The sequence below is a fragment of the Bordetella sp. FB-8 genome, from assembly GCF_000382185.1.
Lineage (GTDB): Bacteria > Pseudomonadota > Gammaproteobacteria > Burkholderiales > Burkholderiaceae_B > Bordetella.
Genome location: NZ_KB907784.1, coordinates 2,681,080 through 2,706,223 on the forward strand (window position 1 = coordinate 2,681,080; position 25,144 = coordinate 2,706,223).

Consider the following 25,144-nt stretch of genomic DNA (forward strand, 5'->3'; position numbering starts at 1 on the left):
ACAATCGCCACGTACAATCGCGTCCTATGACAGAAACATCTTCCGATCTTTCCCGGCAGGCGTCGAACAACGACCAGAACACGCAGCCGGCGCCTTCCGCGACGGGCGGCGCCAAGCCGGCCGAACGCAAGCCGCGTAAGAGTTCTGGCCTGTTCAAGGCCTTTCTCCTGCTGCTGGTCGTGGCAGCCGCGCTGGCAGCGGCCCTTTGGATGCAATATCGCGTATCCCTGGCATCCGACCAGGCATTTGCCAGCCAAATAGGCCAGCTCGGCCGCGATCTGGCGCAGGCGCGCCAGACTGGCGCGCAAGCCTTGGCGCTGGCCCGGTCGCAGACCGGCCAGGTGGCCGATCTGGAAAACCGCATACGTGAAGTGCAGACACAGAACAGTGCGCTGCAGCAGGCCTGGCAGAATTTTTCGAGCGGCGGAAGCGATGAAATGCTGCTCAACGATGTCGAACGCAGCGTCGACTTGGCCAATCAGCAGCTGCGCCTGGCCGGCAGTGTGAGCAACGCCATCGTGGCCCTGGAGACGGCCCAGTCGCGCCTGGCGCAGGTCAACCGGCCCAGCCTGGCCGGCCTGCAGCAGAGCATCAACGGCGACCTGGATCGCCTGCGCTCCGTCAGCACGGTCGATGTGCCCACCCAGACCGCGCACATCGAGCGCCTGATGGACCTGGTCGGTCGCGCCCCCATGCTGGTGCCCGATGCCGCGTCGGCGCAGGCTGCGCCCGAGGTGGCTGCATCCGTGTGGCCGGCAGAGCAAGCCGCCGCCAACCTGCCGGCGGACGCGTCCTGGTGGATGCGCTGGCGCGCCGAGATGGCGACCTGGCCAGCTCGCGCCGCAGCGGTCATAGTGCGTGAATTCGGCGACCTCATCCGGGTGCAGCGCGTGGCGCGGCCGGACGCCATCCTGCTGTCGTCCGAGCAGACCGGTATGGTGCGGGCCACCTTGCGCGAGCGCCTGATGACGGCCCAACTGGCGCTGATGATGCGCCAGCAGCCGGTCTGGAAGGCCGAACTCGACAATGTCCAGGACACGCTGGCGCACTACTACGACACGCGCACGCCAGATGTCATGTCTGCGCTGGACCTGGCGCACAAACTAGACCAGACCGAAATATCCGTGCGCTTGCCCGACATTTCCGACAGTCTGAACGCGCTTGCGGCGCTGCGCTCCGCGGCCTCAAGGAGCGGGCAGGATACGGGCGGGCAGGACGCCGCGCCCAAGAACGGACAGGATTGACGCATGCGTACCTGGCTTTGGACTTTGCTTCTGGTCGTTGTCGCGGTTTGCGTGGCCGTGGTGCTACGCCAGCATCCCGGCAACGTGCTGCTGATGATCGCGCCGTGGCGCGTCGAGATGTCGCTCACCATGGCGCTCCTGACGCTGGTGGCCCTGTTCGTGGCGCTTTATCTCGTGCTGCGTATTCTGGGCTGGCTGCTGGCCATTCCCGACCGGGTGCGGGCTTGGAGCGGACGTCGCGCGCAGGCTCGCGACCAGGAACTGGTCGAGCAGGGCTGGATCGGCTTGCTCGAAGGCCGCTATGCTCAGGCCGAGAAGGATTTCGTCAAGTTGCAAGGGCAGACCCGCTCGGCTACCCGCCGGGTCCTGGCTGGGCTCTCGGCGGCCCGCGCGGCGCATCATATGGGCGAGCCTGTCCGACGCGATCAGATGCTCGAGGCGGCGCGGGCCGGCGCCGGCGTGGATGCTCACCTGCAGGAGGCCGTGGCTGCGGTGACGGCCGATCTGTGGCTCGAGCAGGGGCAGGCCCAGAAGGCGCTCGATGCGCTGGAACCCTTGCAGGATGGCGGCGCCCGCCACGTGCATACCCTGCGTCTTTTGTTGCGCGCCGAGAAAGCGCTGGATCATCACGATCGGGTGTTCGCCTTGACGCGCAGTCTGCTGCGCCGCCACGCCATCGATAAAGCCGAGGCGCAGCAGTTGATCGACCTGTCGGGCGCCGCGCGCCTGCGCGCCGGCACGGGCGACGGCAACGACGGTTGGCGCGGCGTATGGAAGGAACTCAAGTCGGAGGAGCGCGTGCTGCCCAATATCGCGCTGGCCGCCGCGGCCGCGCTGGATCAGGCAGACGAGGGCAGCGAGGCCGGCCGAGTGCTCGAAGCCGCCATCGGTGACAAGTTCAACCCGACGCTGATGTCGGTCTATGCGCATTGCCAGGCCGATCAGGTGTCGCGCCGTCTGGCCCGGGCCGAAACATGGCTGCAGCAGCGCCCGGCCGATGCCGGCCTGCTCATGGCCCTGGGTCTTTTATGTCTGAACGGGCAACTGTGGGGCCAGGCCGAACGCTATCTGCTGCGCAGCCTTGCGCGGCGCGACGACCCGCAGTGCCACGCCCTGCTGGGGCGTTTGTACGATCGGCTCGGCCGTCCCCAGGACGCCATGCGGCATTGGCGCCTGGCGACCGAGGCGCGGGTTGTCCTGCCGGTGCTGGCGGCGGACACGGTGCTGCCGCCCGCCCAGACGCAGGCCGATCCGGATCCCTACCGCGCAGACGGCGTGTACGACCTGCCGCCGGTCGGGCCGCGCACCCTGCCGGCCGAACCCGCGCCCTTGCCGGTTCCGCCCGCGGTCGATTATGTGATCGAACCCGATGCGCGCGAACGCCTCGATCGCGCCCGGCCGGTCGACGAACCGCCGGCCGCCGTGCCGCCACGCTCGGCCATCAATATCGAAGATTTTTTCGATAGCGCGCCCATTCCGGCGACGGCTTTCGAAGCTCCCATAACCCAGGTCGGCGAGGCCGGCGCGATGCCGCCGTCCGATGCGGGCCCAGGCCATCATCCCAATACCGAGAAAAAGGTTGAACCATGAGTCTTGATCGCGTGCCGGCCGGCAAAAGCCTGCCGGATGATTTCAACGTCGTCATCGAAATCCCGGCTAATGCCGAACCCATCAAGTATGAAGTCGACAAGGAGACGGGCGCCGTGTTCGTCGACCGCTTCATGCTGACGGCCATGCACTATCCCTGCAACTACGGCTATATACCTCAGACCTTGTCGGAAGACGGCGATCCGGCCGACGTGCTGGTCATCACCCCGTTCCCCATCACCGTGGGCGCAGTGGTGCGCTGCCGCCCCCTGGGCGTGCTGGAAATGGACGACGAATCGGGTGGCGATGCCAAGCTGCTGGCCGTGCCGGTGAGCAAGCTCTATCCCGTCTACGACAATATCAAGTCGCACGAAGACCTGCCGGCCAACGATATTGCCCGCATACAGCACTTCTTCGAGCACTACAAGGACCTAGAAAAGGGCAAGTGGGTCAAGGTCAAGGGCTGGAAGGGCGTGGACGCTGCGCGCGAGGAGATCGTGCGCAGCGCCCAGCGTTACAGCCAGGGCTGACCCCCTTCCTTGGTGCGGCGCGGCCAGCGCGGCTGGGGGCGCGCACCGCTTGCATTGCTACTGCTTGCTGCCGCCGGTGCCGGCATCGTCCTTGTGAAAGACGCGCTTGACCGTATTCTTGGTGGCATGCCAGCCTTTCTTCGCGCCTTGGCCGATGTCGTGGCCGACCTCCTTGGCGCCATGCCCGATGTTGCGTCCGACGTTCTTGGCGCCGTGGCCGATGTCGATCGCCGCGTCCTTGGTCGCATGTCCGACCTTTTTTGCGCCTTGGGCGACGTCGTGTCCTGCCGCCTTGGCGTCCGCCGTGAAGCCCTGGCCGGTATTGGCGGCCTTGTCCTGGGCATAGGCCGTGGCGCCGAGCGTCGAGAGGGTCAGTGCGAGAAGGGTGACTTGGCAAGCTTTTTTCATATGACTATCCTTTTGTAGAGTGTCGGACAAATCGTATCGCCTTACGGCCTGAAACGATGGTTCGATTGGTTACAGTATTGATCAACGAGGTTTCACGAACATGGATTATGTCGTCCCGCAGCCTGCGGCTATCGCATTGCCCGTTGCCGCAAGCGCGGCGCTCTTTCCCGTGCACCGCGTCTACTGCGTCGGCCGCAATTATGTCGAGCACGCCAAGGAAATGGGTTTTTCGGGCCGCGAGGATCCTTTCTTTTTCTTCAAGCCCAATGATGCCCTGGTCCCGGTTGCCCAAGGGCAGACCGGCTCCATGGCCTACCCGTCCAAGACGTCCAACCTGCACCACGAGATCGAACTGGTGGTGGCATTGGGCAAGGGCGGCGTCGATCTGTCGTTGGAGCAGGCCGCCGATTGCGTCTGGGGCTATGCGGTGGGCCTGGACATGACCCGCCGCGACCTGCAGAGCGAAGCCAAGAAGCTAGGCCGTCCTTGGGAGGTGGGCAAGAGCTTCGAACAGTCGGCCCCCATCGGGCCCATCCACCCTCGCAGCGCCACGGGTAGCCTGGACAAGAATGCGATCTGGCTGGACGTCAATGGCCAGCGCAGGCAGTCCAGCACCCTGGATAAGCTGATCTGGAACGTGGCCGAGTCCATTGCCTTCCTGTCGGGCCTGTTCGAGCTCAAGGCGGGCGACCTGATCTTCACGGGCACGCCCGAAGGCGTGGCTGCAGTGGCCGAGGGCGACCTGATCGTGGGCGGCATCGACGGCCTGGGCGAACTTCGCGTCAAGATCGCCTGATCGGCGGCTCAGGCGCTTTTTTCCGCCGCCAGGAAGTCCGCCACCAGGCGCAGTACCTGATCGGGCTGCTCCCGGTGCGGCATATGGCCCACGCCCGGCAGGATCGCACGCCTGACCGGGCCGCCGCTGTGCCGGGCCATCAGGTCGGTGTGTATCGTGGAGCCGTATTCGTCGTCTTGTCCGTGTATGGCCAGGGCGGGGCAGCGCACGCGCGCCAGCACGGTCGCCAGCGACCAGGACGCGAAAGCGGGATCCAGCCAAATCTCGGTCCAGGCATCGAGCACCCACTGCGCCTTGTCGCCGTGGTAGCGGGCCAGGCGTTCCATCTGGCCTGGCTCGCGGAATTGTTCGCGGGCGGCACGGATGCCCGCCAGCGTGCGGTCTTCCGGAAAGACCTGTGCCGCGATGGTCACCAGCCCACTGCAACGATCCGGGAACTGCGCGGCGCACTCTATCGCCATGCCGCCGCCCACGCTGTGGCCCATGACCACGCATTTGCGCGCGCCCAACTGCGCGAGAAGAACAGGAAAAACCTCTGTCGCTTCTTCACGCACGAAATCCAGTGACGGCCACGGGTGGCGGGCCTCGGAACGCCCGAAGCCCAGCCTATCGTAGGCGATGACTTCGCGGCCTGCGGCCTGGCTCAGCGCGGCGGGAAAATCGCGCCATAGCTCCACGCTGCCCAGCGAATCGTGCAGCAGTACGATGGGAGGGGCGGCGTCGGATGCATCTTGCGCGCGCCAGCGGCGGGCGAAGATGCGTCCTCGGGGGTGGTCTATCCATTGGTCGCGGCTGGCGAGGGGGGCTGTCATCTGGACTTGTGTCCCGGCAAGGCAAAACAGCCGCGATTTTGCGCCACTATGCCGCTGCGCTCAACTGCATGGCTTGCCTGCGGGGCAATAGCAGCGCGCCGATCAGTCCCAGCAACGCGCTGAACATCACGTAGTAGATGGGTGCGAGCTTGCTGCCGGTGGCCTGCACCAGCCAGGTGTTGATGAAGGGGGCCAGGCCGCCGAACACCATTACCGCGATGTTGTAGGTAAAGGCCGCGCCGGTGGAACGGATGGACACCGGAAAGACTTCGGTCATCACGACCGGGATGGTTCCCCAGAAAAAACTCATGAACAAGGACACCCCGATTTCCAGCAGCATCAGCGACGCGAAGGACGGGGCGGCGATGAGATGCCGAAAGCAGAGCAGGCCGACGATGGCGTAGGCGATGATCGACGGAATGATCACGGCCTTGCGTCCGATCTTGTCCGACAGCCAGCCGGCCAGCGGACAAATGACCAGGATGACCAGCGTGCCGGCAAAGGTGGTCAGGTTGGCGTCGGGCAGGGGTATGCCCAGTTGCGTGCGTGCGAAGATCGGCACAAAGATCACGAACACATAGGCCGACACGGTGCCCACCACGCACAGGCCGATGCTGGCGAACATGGCGCGCGGATAATCGCGCAATACCGTGGCCAGCGGCGTGCGGGGAGGTTGTCCGGCCTTCGCGCTGCGTTCGGCGTAGGCCGCGAATTCGGGCGATTCGTCCACGGACGAGCGGATCATCCAGCCTACGGGCCCGACCAGGATGCCCACCAGGAAGGGCAGGCGCCAGCCCCAGGATTCGAGTTGCGCGTGCGTGAGATGGGACGCGAGCAGATACGCCACCCCCGCACCCAGCGAGAAAGCCAGGGCCTGCGAACACATCTGCAGGCTGCCGTACAGGCCGCGCCTGTCCTCGGGGGCGAATTCGACCAGCATAGTGGTGGCGCTGCTGAACTCGCCGCCGGCCGACAGGCCTTGCAGCATGCGCGCCAGCACCACGAGGATGGGCGCTGCCACGCCGATGGCGGAATAAGTCGGAAGGATGCCGATCAGCCCGGTGGCCACCGCCATCAGCGCGATCGTGAGCGTCAAGGCCTTCTTGCGACCGACGCGATCGCCATACAGGCCCAACAGCACGCCGCCGATGGGACGCACCACGAAGCCCATGCCGAAAGTGGCCAATGTCAGCATCAGCGAGACAGCGGGAGTGCCGGCGGGAAAGAACAGCTTGGCAATAATCACGGCGAACATCCCGTAGATGGCGAAGTCGAACCATTCGAAGGCATTGCCGAGCACGGAAGAAATCAGCACTCTGCGCAACATGGCGGGCGATGGCGCGGGTTTGGCGTTCATGGGTTTCTCGGGTGAAGGAAAAAGGAAGGGAAGGGTGACTCAGCCCAGCCGCTGCCTGATGATGTCCAGGAAGACGGACACGCCCAGCGGCGAGGTTTCGTCGTCGAAGTCGAACTGCGGGTGGTGGCACATCTGGCCGTCGTGGCCTAGGAAGAAGTAAGCGCCTGGCCGCGCCTGCAGCATGAAGGCGAAGTCTTCCGAGGCCATGAGAGGGCGCATGTCCGGCTCGAGCTTGTCGGCGCCCAGGGTGTTGGCCACGGCGCGGCGCACCACGTCGGCCTGTTCGGGAGCGTTGACGGTAGGCGGGCCGCTGACCAGCCATTCGAGGGTGATGCCGCACTGGTACATGGCCGCGGCGGCGCCGCAGATTTCCTGCATGCGCTTGATCGTGAGCTGCTGCGTCTGGACCGACAGCGTGCGCACCGTGCCCGTGAGCTCGGCGTGGTCGGCAATGACGTTGCGCGCCGTTCCGGCATTGAAGGTGCAGACGCTGATCACCGAGGTCTCGAGCGGATCGACGTTGCGGCTGACGATGCTTTGCAGCGCCTGCACCAGCGACGTGCCTACAAGGATGGGGTCTATACCCAGGTGCGGCATGGCCGCATGGGTGCCCACGCCCTGGATTCGGATGCGAAAGACATCGCAGGCCGACAGAATGGCGCCGTTGCGCACCCCCACCATGCCAGCCGGCAGTTGGTTGATGTTGTGCAGCGCGTAGATCTCGTCGCAGGGGAAGCGTTCGAACAGGCCGTCTTTGAGCATGGCCGCGCCGCCGCCCAGTGTTTCCTCGGCCGGCTGGAAGATCAGATGGACCGTGCCGCGGAAATCGCGTTTTCCGGTGGCCAGAGTCTTGGCTACCCCCAGCATGATGGCGGTGTGGCCGTCGTGGCCGCAGCCGTGGAATACGCCGGGGTTGACCGAACGGTGGGCGACCGCACCTAGTTCGTCCATCGGCAGGGCGTCCATGTCGGCGCGCAGGCCCAGCGATCTGCCCGGTCCCTTGATGCCGCGCAGCGTGCCGACCACGCCGGTGCCGCCCACGCCTTCGGTGACCTCGATGTCCCAGGCCTGCAGCAGCCTGGCCACCATGCCGCAGGTGCGGTGCTCCTCGAAGCCGAGCTCGGGGTGCCGGTGTATGTCGCGGCGCCAGGTGCGCATCTCGTCGGCAAGCGCGCCGAGGTAGGTTTCTTCTTGCATAATTCAGGCCTTGTTGGCAAAAGCACGATGGTTTGCGCCTGCCTGTAGCAGCAGGGGCGCGGGTATATTTTTAGTAGCGTAATTCAATAGTTGAATATTTCAACTAATGGTTTCCACGGATTTCTGGCCGCCGGGTCGTCCCAAGGCCAAAACGCCCCTTGGGGGCGTTAAGCCCGAAGGGCGCAATGTAGGGGCATTTTTTGCGAGGTATTTATGCCGTCCTCCAAACAGCAAGAGCAAGGCAGCGAGGGCGAATTCACGTTTCTCACCTTCAAGCTGGATTTGATCAAGACCGACATGATCAACCGGGCCGATGCGGCCTACGAGGCGCTTTGCGGCCTGGATGTGCGCAAGCTGCGCGTGCTGCGCATCATCTGCGCCGTGCCGGGTGTGACAGCTTCGAGCGTGGCGCGTCAGTCCTTGATCGAGAAGACGCTGCTGTCCAAGCTGCTGGCCGAGCTCATGCGGCGCAAGCTGGTGCGGCGCACGGTCCATCCCGACGACGCGCGCCACTTCCAGCTCTGGCCCACGCCGGCCGGGCTGCGCGTGCGCGACCAGGCCCACGAGTTGGGTAAAAAACTGGAAGACGAAATGCTGTCTGCGCTGCTGACGCCGGACGAGCGCAGATTGCTCGGCCACCTCGTGGACAAGCTGATGGTGATGTTCGTGCAGGATGCGGCGCAGGACGGGCCGCCGGCCAAGCGGCGTTCCTGAACGTCATGCGCCGCGCAGGCGGGCGGGCGCGGGACGATGCGCCTTTATTTCGTGGCGGCCTGCGCCTGCGGCGGGCGCAGCGCAGCGATGGGATGCTGGCCATGAAAGGCGATCACGCGCTCGACGACGCGGGCCGGATCGTCTTCGATGACCATCAGATCCAGATCGCCGGGGCCTATGGTGCCGTGAGGCAGCAGTTGCTCGCGCATCCAGTCGATCAGGCCGCCCCAGAACTCCCCGCCCACCAGGATGATGGGCGCGGGCCGCAGCTTGCGGGTCTGCACCAGAGTCAGGGCTTCGAACAGCTCGTCGAGCGTGCCGAAGCCGCCGGGCAGGACCACATAGGCCATGCTGTACATGAAGAAGACGGACTTGCGCGGCGAAAAATGGCGAAAATCCAGGCTGTGCGTCTGATGGGCGTTGTGGGTGGATTCGTGCGGCAGCTTGATGTTCAGCCCAACGCTCTGACCGCCCGCCTCGAAAGCGCCTTTGCTGGCGGCCTCCATGATGCCGGGTCCGCCGCCTGAAATGATGGCAAAGCCGGCCTTGGCCAGCGCCGACGTAATGGCCGTGCTCTTGGCGTAGTAGGGCGACGCGGGCCGAATGCGGGCGCTGCCGAAGACGCTGACGGCAGGGCCGACATCGGCCATCTGCTCGATGGCAGTCTGCAGCTCTGCCATAATCTCCTGGACATGCTCCCGGGGCGGGAGTTCAGGAATAAAGCTTATTGTCATGAATAAAACCCTGTTGCTGGTGGACGGCTCCAGCTATTTGTATCGCGCCTTCCATGCCATGCCCGATTTGCGCAATGCGCAGGGTGAACCTACGGGAGCACTGTACGGCGTGGTGAACATGCTGCGCAAGCTGGTTCAAGATCATAAAGCAGACTACGCGGCTTGCATCTTCGATGCCCGCGGCAAGACTTTCCGCGACGAGCTGTATCCGGACTACAAATCGCATCGCCCGCCGATGCCGCCCGACCTGGCGGCACAGATCGAACCCATACACCGCCTGGTGCGTGCGCTGGGCTGGCCGGTGCTGGCGATAGAAGGCGTGGAGGCCGACGACATCATCGGCACCCTGGCCTGCAAGGCTTCGGCCGAGGGCGTCGATACCCTTGTTTCCACTGGCGACAAGGATCTGGCCCAACTGGTTGACGGACACGTGACCCTGGTCAACACCATGAGTGGCGAAGTGCTCGACCCGGCCGGCGTGCTGGCCAAGTTCGGCGTGCCGCCCGAACGCATCGTCGATTATCTGATGCTGGTGGGTGATGCCGTGGATAATGTGCCGGGCGTGACCAAGGTCGGCCCCAAGACGGCGGTCAAATGGCTATCCGAGCACGGTTCGGTCGAACAGCTGGTGGCCGCGGCCGACGGACTCAAAGGTGTCGCGGGCGAGAACCTGCGCGCGGCCATCGCTCAGTTCGGGCTCACGCGGGAACTGCTGACGGTCAAGTGCGATTGCGATCTTGCCGGACATATCGGCAGCCTGCAGGACCTGGCTTTCGGCCAATCCGATTCGGCTGTCCTGACCGAGATGTATGACCGCTACGGCTTTCGCACTTGGCTGCGCGAGCAGACCGGCGACGCGCAGCGCGTGCCGGCGGGCGATGCGCGCATCGCGCGCGCGCCTGCCGCCTCCGATGGGCAGGCCATCGCGCCGCCGCCGGCGCCCGTCCAGGCCGACTACCGCGTCATCACCGACTGGCCCGCTTTCGAGGCCTGGATGGAACAGGTGCGGCAGGCACCCCTGGTCGCGCTGGATACCGAGACCACTTCGCTGGAAGAGATGCAGGCGCGCGTGGTCGGCATCTCGATGGCGCTCAGGCCCGGTGTGGCCTGCTACATTCCGGTGGCGCACCGCGGCCCGGACGTCGCTTGCGGCTTGGGCCTGGATGCATCGGCCGTGGTGCAGCTACCCAAGGACGAAGTGTTGGCGCGGTTGCGCGGCTGGTTCGAGGATGCGGGCGCAGCCAAGCTGCTGCATCACGCGAAGTACGACGCGCACGTGCTGGCCAACGAAGGCATCGCCCTGGCCGGCATTGCCGACGACACCATGCTGCAGGCCTATGTGCTGGAATCGCATCGCAGCGTGGGGCTTTCCGATCTGGCCCAGCGCTACCTGGGCCGCGGCGGCGTGACCTATGAAGAACTGTGTGGCAAGGGCGCCAAGCAGATCGGTTTTGACGAGGTGGCGGTCGACAAGGCCGCTTTCTATTCGGCCGAGGATTCCGATTTCACCCTTCAACTGCACCAGTTGCTGCGTCCGCGCGTGGCGGCCGATCCGGGGCTGGAGCGCATCTACAAGCTGGAAATGCAGGTCTCGCGCGTGCTGAGCGTGATCGAACGCAACGGCGTCAAGATCGACGCCCAGGAGCTGGGCCGCCAGAGTCATCAACTGGGCCAGGAAATGCAGGTGCTGGAGCAGCGCGCCTACGGCCAGGCCGGGCAGCCCTTCAATCTGAATTCGCCCAAGCAGCTGGGCGAGATCCTGTTCGAGCGCATGGGGCTGCCCGTGGTGCGCAAGACCCCCAGCGGCGCGCCTTCCACCGACGAAGAAGTGCTGACCAAGCTGGCGCAGGACTATCCCTTGCCGCAGACGCTGCTGGAGTATCGCAGCCTGTCCAAGCTCAAGTCCACCTATACCGACAAGCTGCCGCGCATGATCCTGCCTGCCACCGGACGGGTGCATACGCATTACTCGCAGGCCGCGGTCATCACGGGGCGGCTGGCCTCGTCCGATCCCAATCTGCAGAACATCCCGGTGCGCACCCCGGCGGGCCGGCGCGTGCGCGAAGCCTTCATCGCCGAGCGCGGCATGCTGCTGTCGGCCGACTATTCGCAGATCGAACTGCGCATCATGGCCCATGTATCCGATGACGCCAATCTGCAAAGGGCTTTTGCCGCGGGCGAGGACATTCATCGCGCCACGGCGGCGGAGGTATTCGGTACGGCGCTGGCCCAGGTCACGAGCGAGCAGCGTCGCGCTGCCAAGGCGATCAATTTCGGCCTGATCTACGGGATGGGCGTGTTCGGCCTGGCATCCAATCTGGGCATCACGCGCGACGCAGCCCAGGCCTATATCGACCGCTATTTCGCGCGCTACCCCAATGTGGCGCGCTATATGGATCAGATCCGGCAGCTGGCGCACGAGCAGGGTTATGTCGAAACCGTTTTCGGCCGGCGCCTGCAACTGCCCGATATCCGCGCGTCGGGCCCGCGCCGCCAGGGTGCCGAACGCGCTGCGATCAACGCGCCCATGCAGGGCACGGCGGCCGATCTCATCAAGATGGCGATGGTGGCCGTGCAGGACTGGCTGGATGCGGAGAAACTGCAGTCGCGCATGATTATGCAGGTGCACGATGAACTGGTACTGGAGGCGCCCGACGAGGAAGTCGAACTCGTGCGCGTGCAATTGCCCAAATTGATGTGCGGCGTGGCACAGCTGCGCGTGCCGTTGGTGGCGGCAGTGGGCGTGGGCAAGAACTGGGAACAGGCGCATTAAAGGCTTTTGGGTTCTTGATCCGTCGGCCGTGTTGCGCCGGACTGGTCGGCTGACTCGGCCCCTGGATGGGGCCTGGGCCATCGCCCGAGTAAAATCGGGGGGCCGGATGCGAACTCGCTGCGCTCAGACAGCGCATCCGGACTTCCCCTGCCATTTTTGCTCAAGCTCGGCAGACTCCAACAGGCCGCGGCGGCCCAGGCCGGCGCAACACGGCGAACGGCCTGAAGACCCAAAGCCCCTACATCCGGTTGGCCCCCTCATAAACAATTCAGGCAACCGTCGTATCATCGCCGGAACGAATCCGATTCCAGGAGTTTTCCAATGAGCACTGCCCCCGCAGCCGGCCCTGTTGCCGCCACTGTCATCCATACCGACGACCAGGGCCTGGCCCATGGCGATTTTCGTCTGTCCGTGCAGGCAGGCACGATCGGCGCCTATTACGCCGCGCCTGCGGGCAAGAAAGACCTGCCCGTGGTGCTGGTGGTGCAGGAAATCTTCGGCATACACGAACACATCAAGGACATCTGCCGCCGCGTGGCCAAGGCCGGCTACCTGGCCGTGGCCGCCAACCTCTACGAGCGCCAGGGCGACGCCTCGGCCTATACCGATATTTCCAAGCTGATTTCCGAGGTGGTCGGCAAGGTCAGCGACGAGCAAGTGCTCTCGGACCTGGATGCCAGCCTGGCCTGGGCCGGCCAGAACGGCGGCGATATCAAGCGCGTGGGCGTGACCGGCTTCTGCTGGGGTGGCCGCCTGACGTGGATGTATGCCGCACACAATCCGGCGGTCAAGGCCGGCGCGGCCTGGTATGGCAAGCTGACGACCGGCCACGGCCCGCTCATCGACACCATGGCGGTGGACATTGCCGACAAGATCCACGGCCCGGTGCTGGGCCTGTATGCCGGGGAAGACGCCAGCATTCCGCTCGACTCCGTCGAGGAAATGAAAAAACGCCTGGCCGCCTCCGACAACGCCGCTTCCAAGGCCAGCGAGATCGTGGTGTATCCCGGCGTGCAGCACGGCTTCCTGGCCGACTATCGGACCCTGTACAACAAGCAGGCCGCTGAAGACGGCTGGAAGCGCATGTTGGCCTGGTTCGGTACGTACCTGTAAACCCAAGACATTCTCGGCGAGGGCACTGTGGCCGTCTCGGTATTCGACCTGTTCAAGATAGGCATAGGCCCATCCAGCTCCCACACGGTGGGACCGATGCGGGCGGCACTGCTGTTCGCCCAGGGGCTGGCGCGCGATGGCCTGCTTGCGCGCACGGCCCAGGTGCGCGTCGAGCTTTATGGCTCGCTGGGCGCCACCGGCAAGGGGCACGGCACCGACAAGGGCGTGATGCTCGGTCTTATGGGCCAGGCGCCCGACACCGTCGACCCCGCGGGCATTCCCGGCATGCTGCAGCAGGTGCGCGCGGCCCGCTCGCTGTGCCTGCTGGGCGAGCACGCGGTGCCTTTCGTCGAGAAAGAACACGTGCTTTTCTATCGGCGCGAGGCCATGGCCGAGCATCCCAACGGCATGAAGTTCCATGCTTTCGACGCGGACGGGCAGCCGCTGCGGGAGTCGCGCTATCTGTCGGTGGGCGGGGGCTTCGTGGTTACGCCCGGCGCCTCCAACAGCCAGGTCATCGCCGCGCACGACCAGTTGCCCTTTCCCTTTCGCACGTCTGCCGACCTGATGCGCATGTGCCGCGAGAGCGGCCTGAGCGTGGCCGGCCTGATGCTGCGCAATGAACAGACATGGCGCCCGTGCGATGAGATCGACGCAGGCCTGGACCGCATCTGGGCCGTCATGCAGGAATGCGTGAGTCGCGGCTGCGGCATCGGCCTGGCCGATATGCACAGCGAACTGCCCGGGCCGTTGAAGGTGCGCCGCCGCGCCCCCGAGCTGTATCGCCGCCTGACGCGCCAGGCCGAGCGCACCTTGTCCGATCCCTTATCGGTCATGGACTGGGTCAATCTCTACGCCATGGCCGTCAACGAGGAAAATGCTGCGGGCGGACGCGTGGTGACGGCGCCGACCAATGGCGCGGCCGGCATCATCCCGGCGGTGCTGCATTACTACGACCGCTTCGTGCCGGGCGCTAATCAGGCCGGGGTGCGGGAATTCCTGCTGACGGCGGCGGCCATCGGCCTCTTGTACAAGTACAACGCTTCGATCTCCGGGGCCGAGGTGGGCTGCCAGGGCGAAGTGGGCGTGGCCTGTTCCATGGCCGCGGGCGCGCTGGCAGCGGTGCAGGGCGGCGACATCGACCAAGTCGAGAACGCCGCCGAGATCGGCATGGAACACAATCTGGGGCTTACCTGCGATCCGGTGGGTGGCCTGGTGCAGATTCCCTGCATCGAACGCAACGCCATGGCTTCGGTCAAGGCGGTAAATGCGGCGCGCATGGCGCTGCGCGGCGACGGGCAGCATTACGTGTCGCTGGATTCGGTCATCAAGACCATGCGCGAGACCGGTGCCGACATGAAGACCAAGTACAAGGAAACGTCGCGCGGCGGCCTGGCGGTCAATATCGTCGAGTGTTGAGCGCGGCGGGCCTCTCGCGGGCCGCCGGCGCGATTCGCTAGTCCGACGTGGACTGCGGATAGCGCCCGCCCAGCATCTCGGTGAGATGCCGCGCCTGCGCCAGCACGATGGGTTCGAAGCCGCTTTCCAGGCGTTCGGCCGGCATGGTGAGGGTTAGCGCGCCCACGATGCCGCCATCGGCGCCGAATACGGGCGAGGCCACGCCGGCCAGCTCCGGCAGGCGGTCGCCCACCATCGTCACCACCCGTTCACGGCGTATGCGCCGCGACAGCGGGTCGCCGGCTTCGGGCCAGGCGCTGAGCACACGGCCGCCCGCGCCGCGATTCATGGGCAGCAGGGCGCCGGCCTGCATGTGATCGCGCACCGGGCGCGGCGAATCCACGCGGTGCAGGCACAGCCGTTGTTCGCCCTGGCGTACGTGAAAGGCCGCGCTCTCCTGCGTCTGCCGTACCAGTTCATGCAGCACCGGCATGACCACGGCTTGCATCGAAAAAGACAACGCGTACACGCGCTGCAATCGCTCGAGGCCTGCGCCGAGCGCATAGCGGCCATCTTCGCGGCGCTGAACAAGATGAGCGTGTTCGAGCGAGGCCAACATGCGCAGCACAGTGCTTTTGTGCAGTTGCGTGTGTTGCGCCAGTTCGGCCAGTGTCAGCAGGGGCCGGGCCGGGGAAAAGGCATCGAGCAGCGACAGCGCGCGGTCGACGGCGGCGACGCCGCCCTGCGCGGCGTTGCGGTCGGCCAGCGAGAGCGTGGAGGATTTGCGGGGCATAGGGCCGAAAAACAGGGAAGCTGGGTCAGTCTTGACAGGCTATCGCTATCTTTTTCATAGTATCATTAGATGGAAATAAGTTCTATCTAATGAAACAAGCAATAAGGGGCATTTTAAGAGCTTGCCCATGCGCTTTCGCCCGGTGGTCCTGGCGTGTGCGGCGCGCATCGCGATTGACCCGGCAAGGAGTCCGCATGTCCAAACCCCTGCAGCATGTGCGCGTGCTCGATCTCACCAATGTGCTGGCCGGTCCGTTCTGTTGCCATCAGCTCGCCCATATGGGGGCCGACGTCATCAAGGTCGAGACACCCGGCACCGGCGACCTGGCGCGGCAGTTGGGCGCCGACGCGGGGTTGAACAAGGCGCTGATGGGCGTGTCCTTTCTGGCGCAGAACGCCGGCAAGCGCTCCATCACGGTCAACCTCAAGCATCCGCGTGGCAGGCAAGTGCTGCTGCGCCTGGTCAAGAGCGCCGATGTGCTGGTGGAGAACTTCCGCCCCGGCGTCATGGATCGCCTGGGGCTGGGCTTCGAGGTGCTCAAGCAACACCAGCCCAGTCTGGTGTATTGCGCCATTTCCGGCTTCGGCCAGAGCGGGCCGCTGCGCAATCTGCCGGCCTACGACCAGATCATCCAGGGCATGTCGGGCGTGATGAGCGTTACCGGCGATTCGGATGGTGCCCCCTTGCGCGTGGGCTATCCCATCGCCGATACCGTGGGCGGGATGACGGCCGCCTTCGCCGTGGCCGCCGCGCTGGCCGAACCCAACCGCGGCACGGCACGCTTTATCGACGTGTCGATGCTGGAGGCCACCCTGGCCACCATGGGCTGGGCGGTGTCGAACTATCTGATCGCCGGGCGCGAGCCGCGGCCCATGGGCAACGAGAACGTCACCGCCAGTCCTTCGGGCACCTTCCGCACGGGCAATGGCCTGTTGAACATCGCGGCCAACAAGCAGGAGCAGTTCGAGGCCCTGTGCCGCGTGATCGGCCGTCCGGAATTGACTGGCGACGCGCGATTCGCAGAACGTCAGGCGCGCCTCGCGCATCGCGCCGAACTCACCGCCGAGATCGAAGCGGCATTGGCCGCGCACGGCGCCGAGCATTGGTGGCCGCTTCTGACCGACGCGGGCGTGCCCACCGGTCCGGTGTATTCCGTGCCCCAGGCGTTGGCGCATCCGCAGGTGGCCGGGCGCGGCATGATCGCGCAGTTCGACGATGTGCCGGGCGTGGGCCGCGACATACGCGTGGTGCGGGCGGGCTACAAGCTCGACGGCGCCACGCCCGCAGTCGACATGCCGCCGCCCACGCTGGGCCAGCACACCGATGTCCTGCTGCGCGAACTGGGCTACGACGACAACGACATCCGCGCGCTGCGCGAGGAGCAAGCCTTATGAGTACGACCGTATCCAGCGACGTGGAAAACGCCAGCAGCGCCTGGTGGCGCACAGGCGTCATCGACATGAGTCCCGGCGTCATCCGCTATCGCGGCTACGCCATCCAGGATCTGATCGGCAATGTCGGTTTTGCGCAGATGATCTGGCTGATGCTGCGCGGCGATCTGCCCACGCCGGGGCAGGGGGCCTTGCTAGAGGCTGCGCTGATGTCAGCGGTGGATCACGGGCCGCAAGCCCCCAGTATTGCAATCGCCCGCATGGCGGCCACCTGCGGCGTGGGCTTGAACAACGCCATGGCCTCGGCCGTCAATGTGCTGGGCGACGTGCACGGCGGCGCGGGCGAGCAGGCCGTGGCGCTCTATCTCGACGCGGCCGAGCGCATGGACCTCGGCGCATCGTTGGAAGACGCGGTGCGCGCGGCGCTGCAGGAGTACGTCGAACTGAACGGCAAGTTCGTCTCGGGTTTCGGCCATCGCTTCCATCCGCGCGATCCGCGCTCGCCTCGCCTCTTGCAACTGGTGGACCAGGCGGCCGCGCAGGGCCAGGTGTCCGGCCGTTATGCGCAGATCGCCCGCGCCGTCGAGGCCGAGCTGGCGGCGCAGAAGGGCCGGCCCATACCCATGAACATCGATGGTGCCACTGCGGTGATCTATGCCGAGCTGGGCTTTCCCGCGCCGCTGGCGCGCGGTCTGTTCTGCCTGTCGCGCTCGGTGGGCATCTTGGCCCATGCCTGGGAGCAGACCCAGCAGGGCGGTCGCAACAAAGGGCCGATCCCGCGACAATACCTGCCGCAATACGAAGGCCAGGCGCCGCGGGATCTGCCGGCGTGGGCCAAGAGGCCCTAGCCTCGCGGCAGGCTGGGCATACTGCGTCCATGCCATGCGTTCATTGCTTCGATGAGCTTTGAAGTCACAGCCTTGCCGGCGCAGGGCCAGCCCGCGGCAGCCTGGCGTGCAGGATGCCGACTGTGTAGAGGATGCGCTTCACGCCGACGGCGAAGAACAGTTCGGCTTCTTTCAGGATCGAGAGGGTGATGCCCCGGGCGCCAGCCGCTGCCTGGGCCGCCACGACATCCAGGCATTGGGTCGTCTTCACGTGCGGCGGGCGTTTCAACCTGAGCACGTCGGCGCGTGCCTGCATTCGTTGGATCTGGCGCGGCATGCGCCGCACATTCCCCACGGCGGTGGGGATGTTCAGGTCGAGAACTGGGGCATGCGTTTTCCTGGATTATCTATCCATGGTTTTGACGAAATGTATAAAATTAGTCAAAATTTCCAATATGCCAAAAAAAACATTACCCCGGAAAACGCCCGAGCAGCAGCAGTTCCTTGAGCAGATCATGCAGATCGCCGAGGGGTTGGCGCGGACTTTCGCGCCTTTCACCGAGGTCGTGGTGCACGATCTGCTGGATCCAGCCCACGCGGTACTGGCGGTCCACAACAATCTGTCCGGCCGCCAGGTCGGCCATCCGGCCACCGAACTGGGCTTGGCTCGGATCATGGATCCGGCCTACGAGCAGATCATCGCGAACTATCCGAACCAGTTCGCCGACGGTCGGCAGGCCAAGAGCACTTCCATCGGCATCAAGGATACGCAGGGGCGCTATGTCGCGGCCCTTTGCATGAACATCGACCTGACCTTGTTCCAAGGTTTTCAGAACGCGATGAACCGCTTCACCGCGGTCGAGGGTTCGACGCCGGTGCAGGAATCGCTCGACCCGTCCGGCATCGAAGCCATTCGCGCCCGTATCGACGCGTTTGCCGCGAAGAGGGCCGCGACGCCACGCTCGCTCAAGCCGGAGAGCCGCCGCGCACTCATGAAAGAGCTGAAAGCCGCCGGTTTGCTCGAAGTGCGGCGGGCCATGGACACCATCGCCGCCCATCTGGGTGTCTCGCGCGCGACGGTGTACTCCGATGCGAAGTGACGCCCGGCTCCTGCTCGTCGACAAGAACGTCGTCGAGCGCCTGCTCGTCCCGGACGACGTCATCGCCGCGGTGCGTGAGGCTTTCGAACTGCACAGCCGGCGCCATGGCCGCGTGTTTCCGGTGGTGCGCGAAAAATTGAGCACCGGCGGCGTTTTCGGCATCAAGTCCGGCGACGTCGGCAGCCAGGGGCTGCTGGGGTTCAAGGCCGCCGGCTTCTGGCCCGGCAACCGGTCGGCCGGAGGCGAAGCGCATCAGGCTACTGTGCTGTTGTTCGATCCGGCGAGCGGCCGGCCGCTCTGCGTGATCGACGGCAACGCCATCACCACCGCCCGCACTGCAGCGGCCGGCGCCATCGGGCTGTCACTGCTCTCGCGCCAGGACAGCGCCGTGGCTACGGTGTTCGGCACGGGCAATCAGGCCCGGGCCCAGCTCGAATTCGCGTTGCAGGCGCGTCCTGCGCTCAGGAAAGTCCATTACGTATCGTCCGATCGCGCTCCCCGCCTCGAATTCGAGGCCGGCTTGGCCGGACGGATCGAGCTGATATGTACTGAGGATGCGAATGCCGCGGTAAGGCAGAGCGATCTGGTCATCACTGCTACCACCGGCGGCAAGCCGCTGTTCGAGGCGGGCGCGCTGCGCGCGGGAACGCACCTGAACTGCGTCGGCGCAGATACCCGCGGCAAGCGCGAACTGCCGGACGGCGCGCTGGATACGGCCAGAGTCGTCGCCGACGATCTCGATCAGGCGCGCGGGCTCGGCGAACTGCAGTGGATGCCGCAAACGCCGGCCGTGGAGATAGGCGACCTTCTGACCGGCAAAATCCCGTTGCGGCGCGATCCCGGTGACATCACCGTCTTTGACATGACCGGTCTGGCACTTCAAGACCTGACGGTCGCTCGACTCGTTTATCGCAAGGCCGTCGAGCAGGATCTCGGAACCTCCGTGGCCTGGCCTTGGTGACTATTTCTCCCCCGGATTTACAGGACTTTCCCCCATGTTGAATCTTCCCACCTACGATGACGTCATCGCCGCCGCGGCCCGCATCGAGGGTCACGCTCATAAGACGCCGGTGCTCACCTCGCGCACCGTCAATGAGGAGTTCGACGCGCAGGTTTTCTTCAAGTGCGAGAACTATCAGCGCATGGGGGCGTTCAAGTTTCGCGGCGCGTTCAATGCACTGTCGAAGTTCTCCGCGGCGCAGCGCAATGCCGGGGTGGTGACGTTCTCGTCGGGCAACCACGCGCAGGCCATCGCGCTGTCTGCCAAGCTCCTGGGCATTCCCGCCACCATCGTCATGCCGCACGACGCGCCGGCCGCCAAGGTGGCCGCGACCAAGGGCTATGGCGGCAATGTGATCATCTACGACCGCTACAAGGAAGACCGCGAGCAGATCGGCCGCTCGCTGGCCGAGAGGCACGGCTTGACCTTGATTCCGCCGTACGACCATCCCGACGTCCTGAGCGGGCAGGGCACCGCCGCCAAGGAATTGTTCGAGGAAGTCGGCGCGCTCGATGCGCTCTTCGTGCCCCTGGGCGGCGGCGGACTGTTGTCTGGGACCGCCCTCAGCGTCCGGGCGCTGTCGCGCGACTGCCAACTGTTCGGCGTGGAACCCGAGGCCGGCAACGACGGGCAGCAGTCCTTGCGCGGCGGCAGCATCATCCACATCGACACGCCCAAGACCATCGCGGACGGCGCGCAGACGCAGCACCTGGGCAGCTACACGTTCCCCATCATCCTGCGCGACGTGAACGACGTGCTCACCGTGTCCGATGCCGAACTGGTGGACTGCATGGCGTTCATGGCCAGCCGCATGAAGACCTTAGTCGAACCCACCGGATGCCTGGGCTTTGCTGCGGCCCGGCAGCGCAAGGCCCAGTTCAAGGGCAAGCGCATCGGCGTTTTGATCAGCGGCGGCAATGTCGATCTCGCCCGGTTCGCGAGTCTGGTCGCCGCCTGAGGGACGTCAGACGCCCAGATAAGCGTGCAGCTGCGCCATGTCGCGCCGCAGGCTGGCCGAATCACCTTGCCAGGCCACGCGGCCCTTGTCGACGATGTAATGGTGATCGCCCAGTTCCAGCATCGGGGCCAGGTTCTTGTCGATGCAGAGGATGGACAGGCCGCTGCGCTTGAGATCCTTGAGGCATTGCCAGATCTCCCCGCGTATCAGCGGCGCCAGGCCTTCGGTGGCTTCGTCCAGGATCAGCAGCGTGGGGTTGGTCATCAGCGCGCGGCCGATCGCCAGCATCTGCTGCTCGCCGCCGGATAGATTGCCGCCCAGATTCCTCTCGCGCTCGCGCAGGCGCGGGAACAGGCCGTAGATGCGCTCCAGCGTCCAGGGGAAATCGGCGCCGCGGCGGTTGCGGGCCGTGGCGACAAGGTTCTCGCGCACCGTCAACGTCGGAAAGATCTGGCGGCCTTCGGGGACCAGGCCCACGCCGGCGCGGGCGATGCGGTGCGAGGCGGCGTGGTGGATGGGTTTGCCGTCGAACGCGATCTCGCCGCGCGCCGGCCGCATGAGTCCTGTAATCGACTTGACGGTGGTCGACTTGCCCATGCCGTTGCGGCCGAGCAGCGTGACGAAGGCGCCTCGTTCGATTTCCAGGCTCATGCCGAAGAGGGCCTGGCTCGCGCCGTAGAAAGATTCGACGCCGGACAGCGAAAGCAATGCATTCATGGATTCTCCCTGGCGCTGCGCGCGCTCCGCTCAAGGGGGAGCGAGTGACCGGGGCGGCTCGGCGCGTTCATCCCGCGGCGCCCATCATTTCGTTGGGCGTCTCGTCGCCCAGATAGGCTTCGCGCACCGCCGCGTCATTGCGGATGGCGTGGGCATTGCCGCATGCGATGGCGCGGCCGTAGACCAGCACCGTGATGCGGTCGGCCAGCGCGAACACGGCATCCATATCGTGTTCGACCAGCACCATGGCGTAGTCGCCCTTGAGTTCGGCCAGCAGGCGCGTCATCTGCTCCGATTCCGCCTGGCTCATGCCCGCCATCGGCTCGTCCAGTAGCAGCAGCCTGGGCTTGCCGGCCAGCGCCATGGCGAGTTCGAGCTGGCGATGTTCGCCGTGCGCAAGCGCTGCCGCCGGCACCTGCATGCGCGTGCCCAGGCCCACGCGGACCAGGAGTTCACGCGCCGGTTCGACCAGCGCGGCTTCGCGCAGGGCGGGTTTCCAGAAGCCAAAGCTGTGACCTTGCATGGCCTGCACGGCCACAAGCACGTTCTGCAGCGCGGTGAACTCGGGGAAGATCGAAGTGATCTGGTACGAACGCGCGAGTCCGGCTTGGGCGCGCTTTTCGATGGGCAGAGCAGTGATGTCGTGTTCGTCGAAATAAATCGCGCCCTCGTCCGGATGCAACTCGCCGGCCAACTGGGCGATCAGCGTGCTTTTGCCGGCGCCGTTGGGGCCGATGATGGCGTGCAGTTCGCCGGGGGCGACCTCGAAGCTGAAGTGGTCGGTGGCCAGTAGGCCGCCGTAGCGTTTGACCAGGCGGTCCGCGCGCAAGAGGCTCATGCTTTGCCGCCGGGCCTGCCCGGGGCAAGAACGGTCTTGGAGGGCAGCAAGTCCGCAGGGCGCGGCGTGGGGGTCTTCCCCGTGCTGGACCTTATCGCGGCGCGAAAAGCGCGTCTGGATGTCGTCGATCAAACCGTAGAGCCCGCGCCGCGACAGCAGCACCGACACGAGGATGAGCGGACCGAAGATGATCATCCAGTGTTCGGTCAGCGCCTTCAGGCCTTCTTCGGTGAGCAGCATCGCGGTGGTGCCCAGCAGCGGCCCGTAGAAGGAACCCAGTCCGCCTAGCACCACCATTACAATCATTTCGCCCGAGGACGTCCAGGCCATGTAGGCCGGCGACACGAAGTGCGTGAGATTGGCATAGAGCATGCCGGCCACGCCGCAGACCATGGCGCTGACGACGTAGGCGACGAGCTTGTAACGCAGCGTCGGAAAGCCCAGCGCGCGCATGCGGCGATTATTTTGGCGCGCGCCGCGCACCACCATGCCCAAGCGTGCCTGAACCAGCCGGCGGCCGGCCCACAGGCACAGGCAGAGTACGACGAAGGCGGTGTAGTAGAGCGTCGTGGGGTTGTCGAGCGTGACGCCGCCGAAGCGGCTGCCCGCGTTTACCGGCAAACCGTCGTCGCCGCCATACTGCCTGAGGCTGACGGCGAGGAAATAGAACATCTGTGCAAAGGCCAGCGTGATCATGATGAAGGCGATGCCGGTGGTGCGCAGCGAGATCACGCCCGTGACCATGCCCACGCCGGCACACAAGAGCAGCGTCACGGCCAGATGCGCGAAGCCGTTGTCGATGCCGTGATACGAGAGAATGGCCACGGTATACGCGCCCAAACCCAGAAACAGCGCGTGGCCGAAGCTGACCATCCCGCCGTAGCCGATGATGAGGTCCAGCGACAGGGCCGCGATGGCGAAGATCACGATGCGGCCGAAGAGAATCAGATAGAACGGCTGCTGCGCGAACTGTGCGTAGGCCGGCACCAGGGCCAGGGCAGCGAGCAGCGCGAGCGGCACGGCGATGCGCAAGTTGAATTTCATTTCGTTCTTCAGCCGTGTTTGACCGGGAACAGGCCTTGCGGGCGCAGCGCCAGCACGACGGCCATGACCAGATAGATGAGCATTGAGGCCAGCGCCGGGCCAACGGTATCGGCAGTGCTGCGGTCGAACAGGCTGCGCAGCAGCGCGGGCAGCAGCGTGCGGCCCAGCGTGTCGACTACGCCCACGATGAGCGCCGCCAGGAATGCGCCGCGCACCGAACCTATGCCGCCGATGACGATCACCACCATTGTCAGGATCAGGATGGGTTCGCCCATGCCCGGCTGCACGGACAGAATGGGGCCGGCCATCAGTCCGGCCACGCCCGCCAGGACCGCGCCCAGGCCGAACAGCAGGGAATTGAGCAGCGCGATGTTCACGCCCAGGGCCTCGACCATCTGCCGATGCGTAGCGCCGGCGCGGATCAGCATGCCCAGGCGCGTCTTGTGGATCAGCAGATAGCAGCCGCCGGCCACGGCCAGGCCGACCACGATAATGAGAAAGCGATAGGCCGGATAGGTGACGCCGAACAGATTGACGGTGCCCGAGAGCCAGTCGGGCACTTCCATGTAATAGGGTGAGGCGCCCCAGATCATGCGCGCCAGTTCGTTGAAGAACAGGATCAGGCCGAAGGTCGCGAGCACCTGGTCCAGGTGGTTGCGGTCGTAGAGTTTCTTGAGCGCGATGGCTTCGACGGCCAGGCCCAGCACGAGCATGGCCGGCACGAGCGCGAGCGCGGCCAGGCCGAAGGACCCAGTGTGGTTGTACACGCTGGCCGCGATGAAGGCGCCCATCATGTACAGTGAGCCGTGCGCCAGGTTGACGAAGTTCATGATGCCGAACACCAGCGTCAGGCCCGCGGCCATCAGGAACAGCAGTACGCCCAGTTGCAGGCCGTTCAGGCACTGCATGACAAAGAGCGCAAGGCTCATGCGCCGTCCTCGCCCGCGCCGGCCAGGCCCATCTGATGCAGGATCGCCTGGGTAAGCGGGCTTCTGGGGTCGCTCAGCGTCAGCACGATGTCGAAATGGTTGGTGCCGGGCATGGGCACGTAGGCGCCCGCAAAGCCCCGGGCGCGCCAGGCCGCAAGGTAGTCATTGGTCTGGCGCTTGAATTCGGCGGTTTCGGTCTCGCCGTAGGAGACGATCATCGGACAGCCCTGCATCGGCAGGTGCGACATCGGGCTATTGCGCTGGGCATCGGCGTCGGACAGCTTCATCCACGCATTGATCTGCGTGAGTGGGATGGGTGCCAGATCGAACAGGCCGGAAAGGGGGATCGCCCCGGCCACCACGGTTTGCGGCACGCCGTATTCGGCGTGCCAGCCCTGGGCGACCATCATGCCGACCAGATGTCCGCCGGCCGAGCTGCCGCAGACGTGGATGCGGCGCGCGTCGCCATTATGCCGCGCGATGTTGCGATGGATCCAGGCCAGCGCGCGGCGGCACTGGTCGACGATGGCGTCGAGCGAGGCGCCGGGCGCCAGCGAGTAGTTCACCGCCACGACGGTGGCACCGGCCTGGGTGAAGGTTGGGGCCATATTGCTCGAATCGCTCTTGTTGAGCGCGCGCCAGTAGCCGCCGTGGATGAAGACGAAGACGGGCGCGCCGGGCCTGGCCGCGGGGAATATGTCCAGCGCTTCGTCAGGATGATCGCCGTAGGCGACGTCCAGTTCGCAGGGCAGGATGGCCCGCGCCCTGGCGCTTTCCTCGGCGTACTGCGCGAGGATGTCGAGGACGTTGGGCGTGGTCGCACGCGCGTTGTATTGCACGTCCAGTTCTGTCGTGTCGAAATTTCGGTATTGCTTCATGGGGTC

24 protein-coding genes are annotated in these 25,144 nt (G+C 65.5%); 14 read left to right on the forward strand and 10 right to left on the reverse strand.

The window, feature by feature from the left end:
- Positions 1 to 26: 26 nt before the first annotated feature.
- From H143_RS20640 to ppa, 3 genes are read left to right on the forward strand one after another with little or no spacing between them, the layout of a single operon-like run.
- Positions 27 to 1,244 (forward strand): uroporphyrinogen-III C-methyltransferase, encoded by a 1,218-nt coding sequence (locus H143_RS20640; RefSeq protein WP_019938655.1) that lies wholly within the window; start codon positions 27 to 29, stop codon positions 1,242 to 1,244.
- A gap of 3 nt (positions 1,245 to 1,247) precedes the next feature.
- Entirely contained in the window at positions 1,248 to 2,834 is a 1,587-nt protein-coding gene (locus tag H143_RS0112860; protein WP_019938656.1) for a heme biosynthesis HemY N-terminal domain-containing protein, read from the forward strand.
- Positions 2,831 to 3,361: an inorganic diphosphatase gene (gene ppa, locus H143_RS0112865; protein WP_019938657.1), complete on the forward strand. Its 531-nt coding sequence runs from the start codon at positions 2,831 to 2,833 to the stop codon at positions 3,359 to 3,361. The genes H143_RS0112860 and ppa overlap by 4 nt, the downstream gene beginning before the upstream one ends.
- A 57-nt stretch (positions 3,362 to 3,418) precedes the next feature.
- On the opposite strand, the gene H143_RS0112870 is transcribed toward ppa, so the two are convergent.
- Positions 3,419 to 3,769 (reverse strand): hypothetical protein, encoded by a 351-nt coding sequence (locus tag H143_RS0112870; RefSeq protein ID WP_019938658.1) that lies wholly within the window; start codon positions 3,767 to 3,769, stop codon positions 3,419 to 3,421.
- Between the two features lie 100 nt (positions 3,770 to 3,869).
- Between H143_RS0112870 and H143_RS0112875 the strand changes: the two genes are divergently transcribed.
- Positions 3,870 to 4,565, forward strand: a complete 696-nt coding sequence (locus H143_RS0112875; RefSeq protein ID WP_019938659.1) for a fumarylacetoacetate hydrolase family protein — start codon at positions 3,870 to 3,872, stop codon at positions 4,563 to 4,565.
- An 8-nt stretch (positions 4,566 to 4,573) separates the two neighbouring features.
- Here H143_RS0112875 and H143_RS0112880 read toward each other — a convergent pair whose 3' ends face one another.
- Genes H143_RS0112880 through H143_RS0112890 form a run of 3 tightly spaced genes read right to left on the reverse strand, consistent with a single transcriptional unit; the run spans position 4,574 to position 7,931 of the window.
- A complete protein-coding gene (locus H143_RS0112880) occupies positions 4,574 to 5,377 on the reverse strand; it encodes an alpha/beta fold hydrolase (RefSeq protein WP_019938660.1) in 804 nt (267 codons plus the stop codon).
- Positions 5,378 to 5,423: 46 nt separating this feature from the next.
- Complete coding sequence (locus tag H143_RS0112885; protein WP_019938661.1) at positions 5,424 to 6,734, reverse strand: MFS transporter; 1,311 nt, start codon at positions 6,732 to 6,734, stop codon at positions 5,424 to 5,426.
- 39 nt (positions 6,735 to 6,773) lie between these two features.
- Complete coding sequence (locus H143_RS0112890; RefSeq protein ID WP_019938662.1) at positions 6,774 to 7,931, reverse strand: amidohydrolase; 1,158 nt, start codon at positions 7,929 to 7,931, stop codon at positions 6,774 to 6,776.
- A 213-nt stretch (positions 7,932 to 8,144) separates the two neighbouring features.
- On the opposite strand from H143_RS0112890, the gene H143_RS0112895 reads away from it, so the two are divergent.
- A complete protein-coding gene (locus H143_RS0112895; protein ID WP_019938663.1) occupies positions 8,145 to 8,645 on the forward strand; it encodes a MarR family winged helix-turn-helix transcriptional regulator in 501 nt (166 codons plus the stop codon).
- A gap of 44 nt (positions 8,646 to 8,689) precedes the next feature.
- Here H143_RS0112895 and H143_RS0112900 read toward each other — a convergent pair whose 3' ends face one another.
- Positions 8,690 to 9,325, reverse strand: coding sequence for a TIGR00730 family Rossman fold protein (locus H143_RS0112900; RefSeq protein WP_019938664.1), 636 nt, complete (start codon positions 9,323 to 9,325; stop codon positions 8,690 to 8,692).
- 52 nt (positions 9,326 to 9,377) lie between these two features.
- On the opposite strand from H143_RS0112900, the gene polA reads away from it, so the two are divergent.
- The 3 genes from polA (at position 9,378) to H143_RS0112915 (ending at position 14,684) form a co-directional block, all read left to right on the forward strand.
- On the forward strand, positions 9,378 to 12,152 hold the full coding sequence (gene polA, locus H143_RS0112905) for a DNA polymerase I (RefSeq protein ID WP_019938665.1): 2,775 nt from the start codon (positions 9,378 to 9,380) through the stop codon (positions 12,150 to 12,152).
- A gap of 321 nt (positions 12,153 to 12,473) precedes the next feature.
- Positions 12,474 to 13,265, forward strand: a complete 792-nt coding sequence (locus H143_RS0112910; RefSeq protein ID WP_019938666.1) for a dienelactone hydrolase family protein — start codon at positions 12,474 to 12,476, stop codon at positions 13,263 to 13,265.
- Positions 13,266 to 13,292: 27 nt separating this feature from the next.
- Positions 13,293 to 14,684: an L-serine ammonia-lyase gene (locus tag H143_RS0112915; protein ID WP_026350020.1), complete on the forward strand. Its 1,392-nt coding sequence runs from the start codon at positions 13,293 to 13,295 to the stop codon at positions 14,682 to 14,684.
- A gap of 37 nt (positions 14,685 to 14,721) precedes the next feature.
- Here the strand turns inward: H143_RS0112915 and H143_RS0112920 are convergent, their stop codons facing one another.
- Entirely contained in the window at positions 14,722 to 15,456 is a 735-nt protein-coding gene (locus H143_RS0112920) for an IclR family transcriptional regulator (protein WP_019938668.1), read from the reverse strand.
- 194 nt (positions 15,457 to 15,650) lie between these two features.
- Here H143_RS0112920 and H143_RS0112925 point away from each other — a divergent pair, with 194 nt between their 5' ends.
- From H143_RS0112925 to H143_RS0112950, 6 genes are all read left to right on the forward strand, one after another.
- Entirely contained in the window at positions 15,651 to 16,850 is a 1,200-nt protein-coding gene (locus H143_RS0112925) for a CaiB/BaiF CoA-transferase family protein (protein ID WP_019938669.1), read from the forward strand.
- Positions 16,847 to 17,695 carry a citryl-CoA lyase gene (locus tag H143_RS0112930; protein WP_019938670.1) on the forward strand — a complete coding sequence of 283 codons (849 nt, stop codon included), beginning with the start codon at positions 16,847 to 16,849 and terminating at the stop codon, positions 17,693 to 17,695. The genes H143_RS0112925 and H143_RS0112930 overlap by 4 nt, the downstream gene beginning before the upstream one ends.
- 106 nt (positions 17,696 to 17,801) lie before the next feature.
- Complete coding sequence (locus H143_RS22680) at positions 17,802 to 18,182, forward strand: hypothetical protein (protein ID WP_196801372.1); 381 nt, start codon at positions 17,802 to 17,804, stop codon at positions 18,180 to 18,182.
- A gap of 7 nt (positions 18,183 to 18,189) precedes the next feature.
- Positions 18,190 to 18,774, forward strand: coding sequence for a helix-turn-helix transcriptional regulator (locus H143_RS0112940; RefSeq protein ID WP_019938671.1), 585 nt, complete (start codon positions 18,190 to 18,192; stop codon positions 18,772 to 18,774).
- Positions 18,764 to 19,735, forward strand: coding sequence for an ornithine cyclodeaminase family protein (locus H143_RS0112945; protein ID WP_019938672.1), 972 nt, complete (start codon positions 18,764 to 18,766; stop codon positions 19,733 to 19,735). Before H143_RS0112940 ends, H143_RS0112945 begins: the two co-directional genes overlap by 11 nt.
- A gap of 34 nt (positions 19,736 to 19,769) precedes the next feature.
- Positions 19,770 to 20,732 (forward strand): threo-3-hydroxy-L-aspartate ammonia-lyase, encoded by a 963-nt coding sequence (locus H143_RS0112950; RefSeq protein WP_019938673.1) that lies wholly within the window; start codon positions 19,770 to 19,772, stop codon positions 20,730 to 20,732.
- A gap of 6 nt (positions 20,733 to 20,738) precedes the next feature.
- On the opposite strand, the gene H143_RS0112955 is transcribed toward H143_RS0112950, so the two are convergent.
- From H143_RS0112955 to H143_RS0112975, 4 genes are all read right to left on the reverse strand, one after another.
- Entirely contained in the window at positions 20,739 to 21,449 is a 711-nt protein-coding gene (locus tag H143_RS0112955; protein ID WP_019938674.1) for an ABC transporter ATP-binding protein, read from the reverse strand.
- 67 nt (positions 21,450 to 21,516) lie between these two features.
- Entirely contained in the window at positions 21,517 to 23,331 is a 1,815-nt protein-coding gene (locus H143_RS22970) for an ATP-binding cassette domain-containing protein (protein WP_019938675.1), read from the reverse strand.
- An 8-nt stretch (positions 23,332 to 23,339) separates the two neighbouring features.
- Entirely contained in the window at positions 23,340 to 24,260 is a 921-nt protein-coding gene (locus H143_RS0112970) for a branched-chain amino acid ABC transporter permease (RefSeq protein ID WP_019938676.1), read from the reverse strand.
- Positions 24,257 to 25,138, reverse strand: a complete 882-nt coding sequence (locus tag H143_RS0112975; RefSeq protein WP_019938677.1) for an alpha/beta hydrolase — start codon at positions 25,136 to 25,138, stop codon at positions 24,257 to 24,259. Before H143_RS0112975 ends, H143_RS0112970 begins: the two co-directional genes overlap by 4 nt.
- Positions 25,139 to 25,144: the final 6 nt, after the last annotated feature.